We start from the raw sequence: 6,263 nt of genomic DNA, 5'->3' as shown, positions 1-6,263 counted from the left end.
CGCGCGCAGGCGCGCGCCATCGCCGGGATGGCTGCGCAGCAGCTGGCGCAGGTCCAGCGCGCCCTCATGGCCGAGGCAGAGCACCAGCTTGCCCTCGGCGGTGACCCGCACGCGGTTGCAGTCGCCGCAGAAGTTGTGGCTGTGCGGCGAGATGAAGCCGATGCGGCTGGGCGAGCCGTCCACCCGGTAGTAGCGCGACGGGCCGCCGCTGCGCTCCAGGCTGGGGGTGAGCTGCCAGCGTTCGGCCAGGCGCGCGCGGACTTCGTCGCTGCTGCACAGGGTCTGCGCGCGGTCATGGCTGCTGACGCTGCCCAGCGGCATCTCCTCGATGAAGCTGATGTCCAGCCCGTGGGCCAGCGCGTATTCCACCAGGTCGCAGACTTCGTCGTCGTTGCGGCCCTTCTGCACCACGCAGTTGAGCTTGATCCGCTCGAAGCCGGCGGCCCGCGCCGCCTCTATGCCGTCCAGCACCTGCGGCAGGCGATCGCTGCGGGTGAAGGCGGCGAAGCGCTCGCGGCGCAGAGAGTCGAGGCTGACGTTCAGCCGGCGCACCCCGGCGGCGCGCAGCTCGGCGGCGCGTTCGCGCAGTTGCGAGCCATTGGTGGTGATCGCCAGGTCTTCCAGTTCGGGGCGCGCGCCGAGGCGCTCCAGCAGCGCGGTCAGGCCCTTGCGCACCAGCGGTTCGCCGCCGGTGATGCGGATGCGCCGCACGCCCAGGCCGATGAAGGCGTCGGCCACCGCGTAGAGTTCTTCCAGGCTCAGCACCTGGTCGCGCGGCAGGAACTGCATGTCTTCGCTCATGCAGTAGGTGCAGCGAAAATCGCAGCGGTCGGTCACCGACAGGCGCAAGTAGGTGATGCGGCGGCCGAAGGGATCGAGCAGTTGGCTGTCGGACATGGCGGCGGGCTCGCGCGAGGCGCTGCGGCGAAGGATCGGCAGACTCTACAGAAAAGCTGAACGGCGGGTCAACTTCCTGCCAGCGCCTCGCTTGAGAGGCCCGCGGAGCGGGTGCTACCATCGCCGGCCCAACCATGGGCTACCCGCGTACAAGAAGACCCCGCCGACCATGACCAGCATTCGCGAACGCAATCGACGCCTGATCCTCCGCGCCGCCAGCGAAGAGTTCGCCGAAAAGGGCTTCGCCGCCACCAAGACCAGCGATATCGCGGCGCGCGCCGGGCTGCCCAAGCCCAACGTCTACTACTACTTCCAGTCCAAGGAAAACCTCTACGCCAGCGTGCTGGAAAGCGTGGTGGAGCCGCTGCTGCAGGCTTCGGCGCCGTTCCGCGAGGACGACGAGCCGGCCGAGGCTCTGCGCGCCTACATCCGCTCGAAGATCCGCATCTCCCAGGACCTGCCGCACGCCTCCAAGGTGTTCGCCAGCGAACTGATGCACGGCGCGCCGCACCTGCCCAAGGAATACCTGGACGAGCTGAACGCCCAGGCGCAGCGCAACATCGCCTGCCTGCAGAGCTGGATCGACCGCGGCCTGCTGGCCCCGGTGGACCCGCACCACCTGCTGTTCACCATCTGGGCGGCGACCCAGACCTACGCCGACTTCGACTGGCAGATTTCCATGGTCACCGGCAAGGACAGCCTCAGCGACGCCGACTTCGAAGCCGCCGCCGAGACCATCATCCGCCTGGTGCTGCGCGGCACCGCGCCGGACGCCGGCGAGCCGGCCAAGGCCGGCGGGCGCATGCGGCCGTTGCCGCTCTGACCCTCCACCGCCCCTGTTTTTCGTAGGAGCGAGCTTGCTCGCGAACCGATTCCGCAGCGGGGCCGTTCACGAGCAAGCTCGCTCCTACAAGAGCACTTCTCCGTCCCGCTTCTACCGGTAATTACCCGGCGTCGGCCACCAGCCCGGCGGCCTGGATGCCACGGATCGCGCATTGCTCGTCGATGTCCGAGGCGTCGCCGCTGATGCCGATCGCGCCTATCACCCGGTTGCTCTTGTCGCGGATCAGCACGCCACCCGGCGCCGGCACCACGTTGCCCTGGGCCAGGGTGTTCACCGCGGCGATGAACGACGGGCGCTGCTGGGCGTCGGCGGCCAGCGCGCGCGACGACTTGCCCAGGGCCACCGCGCCCCAGGCCTTGCCGATGGCCACCTGCGGGCGCAGCAGGCTGGCGCCGTCCTCGCGCTGCAGGGCCACCAGGTGGCCGCCGGCATCGAGCACCGCCACGGTCAGCGGCGCGGTGGACAGTTCGCGGCCGGCGGCCAGGGCGCTGCGAGTGATGGTCAGGGCGGTGTCCAGGTTGATTTCGCTCATGAGGGATTCCTCTTGGAAGTGGCCAGGGGTTCGCCCGCGCCCCTCGAAAGGCGGGCGCGGCATTGCAAGACCCCTAATGCAATAGCCGAAGGAATCCCCGGACGCAACGGTTAAATACAATCCTGCGACATTTTGTACACAACAACAAAATCACAAAAGTACAACACCAGTATCGACTCAGCCGCTCAAGGATGCCGGGTTTCCCAGTACCCCGGGGTGTTGTAGATGGCCTTCAGGTAGTCGATGAAAAACCGCACCTTGGCCGGCAGGTAGCGCTGCTGCGGGTACACCGCCTGGATGTCGTAGGCGGGGATCTCGAAGTCGTCGAGCACCGTCACCAACTCGCCGGCCTTGAGCTCGGCCTGGATTTCCCAGGTCGAGCGCCAGCCGATGCCCAGGCCCTGCTTGACCCAGTCGTAGAGCAGCTCGCCGTCGTTGCAGTCGAGGTTGCCGGAAACCCGCACCGCCACCTGGCGGCCATCGCGCAGGAAGGTCCAGCCGCGCTGCTGGCCGCCCTGCAGGTTGAACGCCAGGCAGTTGTGCCGGGCCAGGTCTTCCAGCACGCGCGGCACGCCGTTCAGTTCGAAGTACGCCGGCGAGCCGCAGACTACCCGGCGGTTGGGGAACAGCTTGACCGCCACGTAGTTGGGGTCGGTGACCTCGCCGATGCGGATGCCCATGTCGTAGCCCTGGCGCACCAGGTCGACCAGGCTGTCGGTGAAGTTGAACGACAGCTTCAGGTCCGGGTAGCGCGCCAGGAAGGCCGGCGCGTGGGGGGCGATGTGGCGCCGGCCGAACGCCGCCGGGGCCGACACCACCAGGTGTCCGCGCACCGAATTGCCGCCACGGGTGACGCTGGCGTCGGCCTCGTCAAAGTCCTTCAGCAGGCTGCGCGCGCGGTCCAGGTACTGCTCGCCGAGGTCGGTCAGCTGCAGGCCGCGGGTCGAGCGGTGCATCAGTTTCACGCCCAGGTGCTGCTCCAGCGCGTCGAGGCGCCGGCCCATGACCACCGGGGTCACGCCTTCGCTCAGCGCCGCCGAGGCGAAGCTGCCGTTGTCGGCCACCAGGACGAAACTGCGGATGAGGGTATAGCGGTCCATTCGATACTCCAGATATCGACAGAACTGAAGTATCCATCAATTCCGCCGTTTTGGCACAGCCGGCATCCTTGCCCCCAACAAGAAAACCACCGACTCAAGAGGAAAGGTCATGGCCAAAATGAGAGCGATCGAGGCGGCCGTCCTGGTCATGCGCCGCGAAGGCGTGGATACCGCCTTCGGCGTACCGGGCGCGGCCATCAACCCCATGTACGCGGCGATGAAGAAGCTCGGCGGCATCGACCACGTGCTGGCCCGCCACGTCGAGGGCGCCTCGCACATGGCCGAAGGCTACACCCGCACCACGGCCGGCAACATCGGCGTGTGCATCGGCACCTCCGGCCCGGCCGGCACCGACATGGTCACCGGCCTCTACTCGGCCTCCGCCGACTCCATCCCGATCCTCTGCATCACCGGACAGGCGCCGCGTGCGCGGATGCACAAGGAAGACTTCCAGGCGGTCGACATCACCAGCATCGTCAAGCCGGTGACCAAGTGGGCCACCACCGTGCTGGAGCCGGGCCAGGTGCCCTACGCCTTCCAGAAGGCCTTCTTCGAAATGCGCAGCGGCCGCCCCGGCCCGGTGCTGATCGACCTGCCGTTCGACGTGCAGATGGCCGAGATCGAATTCGACATCGACGCCTACGAGCCGCTGCCGGTGCAGCGCCCTAGCGCCACCCGGACCCAGGCCGAGAAGGCCCTGGCGCTGCTCAACGACGCCGAGCGCCCGCTGCTGGTCGCCGGCGGCGGCATCATCAACGCCGACGCCTCGGACAAGCTGGTGGCCTTCGCCGAGCTGCTCGGCGTGCCGGTGATCCCGACCCTGATGGGCTGGGGCACGATTCCCGACGACCACCCGTTGATGGCCGGCATGTGCGGCCTGCAGACCTCGCACCGCTACGGCAACGCCAGCGTGCTGGAGTCCGACCTGGTGTTCGGCATCGGCAACCGCTGGGCCAACCGCCACACCGGTTCCGTGGACGTCTACACCGCCGGGCGCAAGTTCATCCATGTGGACATCGAGCCGACCCAGATCGGCCGCGTGTTCACCCCGGACCTGGGCATCGTTTCCGACGCCGGTTCCGCCCTGGACGTGTTCCTCGACGTGGCCCGCGAGTGGAAGGCCGCCGGCAAGCTCAAGGACCGCAGCGCCTGGGTCGAAGCCTGCCGCGAGCGCAAGCGCACCCTGCAGCGCAAGACCCACTTCGACAACGTGCCGGTGAAGCCGCAGCGCGTCTACGAGGAGATGAACGAGTTCTTCGGCAAGGACACCTGCTACGTCAGCACCATCGGCCTGTCGCAGATCGCCGGCGCGCAGTTCCTCCACGTCTACAAGCCGCGCCACTGGATCAACTGCGGCCAGGCCGGCCCGCTGGGCTGGACCATTCCGGCAGCCCTGGGCGTGGTCAAGGCAGACCCGAGCCGCCAGGTAGTGGCGCTGTCCGGCGACTACGACTTCCAGTTCATGATCGAGGAGCTGGCCGCCGGCGCGCAGTTCAACCTGCCGTACATCCACGTGCTGGTGAACAACTCCTACCTGGGGCTGATCCGCCAGGCCCAGCGCGGCTTCGAGATCGACTACTGCGTGCAGCTGGCGTTCGACAACGTCAACGCACCGGAACTCAACGGCTACGGCGTGGACCACGTCGCCGTGGTGGAAGGCCTCGGCTGCAAGGCGATCCGCGTGTTCGACCCGAACCAGATCGGCGCCGCCTTCGCCCAGGCCCGCGAACTGATGCAGCAGCACCGCGTGCCGGTGGTGGTGGAAGTGATCCTGGAGCGCGTGACCAACATCGCCATGGGCACCGAGATCAACGCCATCAACGAGTTCGAGGACCTGGCCCAGAACCGCGACGACGCGCCCACGGCCATCTCCCTATTGGATTGAGCCGCTGCTCGACTGACGAAGTACCGGGCCCCGTCTACGCGGGGACAGTGGCAGGGAATTCCACGACCTGCGCACGACGGGGCCCACCCCTTTACGGAAATGCGTGATTCATCAACAGGAGGCCCCGACATGCCCCGTTTCTGCGCCAACCTCTCCATGCTGTTCACCGAGGTGGACTTCCTCGACCGCTTCGAGGCCGCCGCCAAGGCCGGCTTCAGCGGGGTCGAGTACCTCTTCCCGTATGACGTCGAGGCCGAGGTGATCAAGGCCAAGCTCGACGCCAACGGCCTGGAGCAAGTGCTGTTCAACCTGCCCGCCGGCGACTGGAGCAAGGGCGAGCGTGGCATCGCCTGCCACCCCGACCGCGTCGAGGAGTTCCGCGCCGGCGTCGACAAGGCCATCGCCTACGCCAAGGTGCTGGGCAACCAGCAGGTCAACTGCCTGGCCGGCATCCGCCCGCAGGGCCATGACTGCGCGACCGTCGAGAACACCTTCCTGAACAACCTGGAGTACGCCGCCGAGAAGCTCGAGGCCGCGGGCATCAAGCTGGTCATGGAAATGATCAACACGATCGACATTCCCGGCTTCTACCTGCAGACCACCCAGCAGGCGCTGGACGTGCGCGAGAAGGTCGGCAGCCCCAACCTGTTCCTGCAGTACGACATCTACCACATGCAGATCATGGAAGGTGACCTGGCCCGGACCATGGAAAAGAACCTGCCGGCCATCAACCACATCCAGCTGGCCGACAACCCCGGCCGCCACGAACCGGGCACCGGCGAGATCAACTACCGCTTCCTCTTCGGCCACCTGGAGCGCATCGGCTACCAGGGCTGGATCGGCTGCGAGTACAAGCCGGCCACCACCACCGAGGCGGGCCTCGGCTGGCTGAAGAGCCATAACGCGATCTGAACCGGACACGAGTCCGAAGGCGCTGGGCCCCCGCGTTCGCGGGGGTGACGGGAGATCGAGGTTTCCAACGTCATTCCCGCGAACGCGGGACGC

At 67.4% G+C, this 6,263-nt stretch carries 6 protein-coding genes; 3 read left to right on the top strand and 3 right to left on the bottom strand.

All coding sequences use genetic code 11. From position 1 onward, the window contains the following. A partial coding sequence (gene moaA / locus P3W75_RS20655) for a GTP 3',8-cyclase MoaA (protein WP_276229173.1) occupies positions 1 to 897 on the bottom strand: 897 nt, incomplete at its 3' end. Positions 898 to 1,066: 169 nt separating this feature from the next. Between moaA and P3W75_RS20650 the strand changes: the two genes are divergently transcribed. Continuing rightward, positions 1,067 to 1,720, top strand: a complete 654-nt coding sequence (locus P3W75_RS20650) for a TetR/AcrR family transcriptional regulator (protein ID WP_276229172.1) — start codon at positions 1,067 to 1,069, stop codon at positions 1,718 to 1,720. A gap of 121 nt (positions 1,721 to 1,841) precedes the next feature. Here P3W75_RS20650 and P3W75_RS20645 read toward each other — a convergent pair whose 3' ends face one another. Together P3W75_RS20645 and P3W75_RS20640 are read right to left on the bottom strand one after the other, a co-directional pair. Further along, positions 1,842 to 2,273, bottom strand: a complete 432-nt coding sequence (locus tag P3W75_RS20645) for a GlcG/HbpS family heme-binding protein (RefSeq protein ID WP_276229171.1) — start codon at positions 2,271 to 2,273, stop codon at positions 1,842 to 1,844. A gap of 185 nt (positions 2,274 to 2,458) precedes the next feature. Next, positions 2,459 to 3,373, bottom strand: a complete 915-nt coding sequence (locus P3W75_RS20640) for a LysR family transcriptional regulator (protein WP_276229170.1) — start codon at positions 3,371 to 3,373, stop codon at positions 2,459 to 2,461. Positions 3,374 to 3,482: 109 nt separating this feature from the next. Here P3W75_RS20640 and gcl point away from each other — a divergent pair, with 109 nt between their 5' ends. Both gcl and hyi read left to right on the top strand, forming a co-directional pair. After that, positions 3,483 to 5,258 (top strand): glyoxylate carboligase, encoded by a 1,776-nt coding sequence (gcl, locus tag P3W75_RS20635; RefSeq protein ID WP_276229169.1) that lies wholly within the window; start codon positions 3,483 to 3,485, stop codon positions 5,256 to 5,258. A gap of 129 nt (positions 5,259 to 5,387) precedes the next feature. After that, positions 5,388 to 6,170 carry a hydroxypyruvate isomerase gene (gene hyi, locus P3W75_RS20630; RefSeq protein WP_276229168.1) on the top strand — a complete coding sequence of 261 codons (783 nt, stop codon included), beginning with the start codon at positions 5,388 to 5,390 and terminating at the stop codon, positions 6,168 to 6,170. Positions 6,171 to 6,263 lie beyond the last annotated feature (93 nt).

It is taken from the genome of Pseudomonas citronellolis, from assembly GCF_029335315.1.
GTDB lineage: Bacteria > Pseudomonadota > Gammaproteobacteria > Pseudomonadales > Pseudomonadaceae > Pseudomonas > Pseudomonas citronellolis_A.
Note: the sequence above shows the minus strand (reverse complement) of the source record. Positions and strands in the feature narration are given on the sequence as shown.

Bases quoted from the DNA above. Each gene is read 5' to 3' on its own strand.
- gcl (WP_276229169.1), top strand. From the start codon at position 3,483: ATGGCCAAAATGAGAGCGATCGAGGCGGCCGTCCTGGTCATGCGCCGC.
- P3W75_RS20650 (WP_276229172.1), top strand. From the start codon at position 1,067: ATGACCAGCATTCGCGAACGCAATCGACGCCTGATCCTCCGCGCCGCC.
- P3W75_RS20640 (WP_276229170.1), bottom strand. From the start codon at position 3,373: ATGGACCGCTATACCCTCATCCGCAGTTTCGTCCTGGTGGCCGACAAC.
- P3W75_RS20645 (WP_276229171.1), bottom strand. From the start codon at position 2,273: ATGAGCGAAATCAACCTGGACACCGCCCTGACCATCACTCGCAGCGCC.
- hyi (WP_276229168.1), top strand. From the start codon at position 5,388: ATGCCCCGTTTCTGCGCCAACCTCTCCATGCTGTTCACCGAGGTGGAC.